The following is a 1,115-nucleotide window of genomic DNA, read 5'->3' as shown; positions in this document are numbered from 1 at the left end:
CGGCCGTCGCCGACGTCGTCAGCCTCGTGCAGCGGCCCGTCTCCGGCAGCGGGGAGCTCTACGTCGGCCGTCGTGACGACGTCGGACGGCACACCTGCCTGCAGCAGCCGCTGCACTACGCCGACACCGACTGGGGCCGCTACCTCAGCTACACCTCCGGCTCGGGCGACGACGCCGTCATCCACATCGGCCCGGCCGGCCCGCAGGAACTGGCCGACACGCTCACCGAGCTGGCCGGCACCCTGAACTGAACGAAATGCGGGTGCGGGAGCCGACCCGGAGGCGCTAACGTGACAGCGCTGTTGTATCCGGGCGGGAGGACGCGCCGATGTACCCCGAGATCGAACCCTACGACCACGGCCTGCTCGACGTCGGCGACGGCCACGAGATCTACTGGGAGACCTGCGGGAACCCGGACGGCAAGCCCGCGCTCGTCGTCCACGGCGGCCCCGGCTCCGGCTGCTCGGCGAACGTCCGCCGGTTCTTCGACCCCGCGCGCTACCGGATCGTCCTCGCCGACCAGCGCGGCTGCGGCCGCAGCACCCCGCACGCCGGCGCCCCGGTCGCCGACCTCTCCGCCAACACCACCGACCACCTGGTGGCCGACTTCGAGCGGCTCCGCACCCACCTCGGCATCGAGAAGTGGTTGCTGTTCGGCGGTTCCTGGGGCTCGGTGCTCAGCCTGACCTACGCGCTGCGCCACACCGGGCGCGTCAGCGAAATGGTCCTGATGGGCCTCGCCACCGACCGTTTCATCGAGATCGAGATGCTCATCCGCGGCCTCGGCGCCTACTTCCCGGACGGCTTCGCCAAGTTCCGCGAAGGCGTCCCGGAAAGCGAGCGCGACGGCGACCTTTCGGCCGCCTACCACCGGCTGCTGATGGACCCGGACCCCGCCGTCCACCACCAGGCCGCGAAGGACTGGTGCGCCTGGGAGGACGCGATGCTGCCCGGCGTCCCGCCGCACGACGTCTTCGAAGACCCGGCGTACCGGCTCTGCTTCGCCCGGCTCGTCACGCACTACTTCAGCAACCGCGCGTTCCTCGAAGACGGGGAAATCCTGCGCCAGGCCGGCCGGCTCGCGGGCATCCCGGCGGTGCTGGCGCAGGGCGTGC

Annotated in this window: 2 protein-coding genes; both read left to right on the top strand. The window is 71.6% G+C overall.

The window, feature by feature from the left end; translation table 11 throughout:
* Window positions 1–251, top strand: a 251-nt coding sequence (locus tag CCN39_RS48660) for an ESX secretion-associated protein EspG (protein WP_208630704.1), incomplete at its 5' end; no start/stop codon positions are given.
* Between the two features lie 77 nt (window positions 252–328).
* On the top strand, window positions 329–1,115 hold a 787-nt coding region (gene pip / locus CCN39_RS48655), incomplete at its 3' end, for a prolyl aminopeptidase (protein WP_086854001.1).

The sequence above is a fragment of the Amycolatopsis kentuckyensis genome, assembly GCF_002155975.1.
In the GTDB taxonomy this organism is placed as follows: domain Bacteria; phylum Actinomycetota; class Actinomycetes; order Mycobacteriales; family Pseudonocardiaceae; genus Amycolatopsis; species Amycolatopsis kentuckyensis.
Note: the sequence above shows the minus strand (reverse complement) of the source record. Positions and strands in the feature narration are given on the sequence as shown.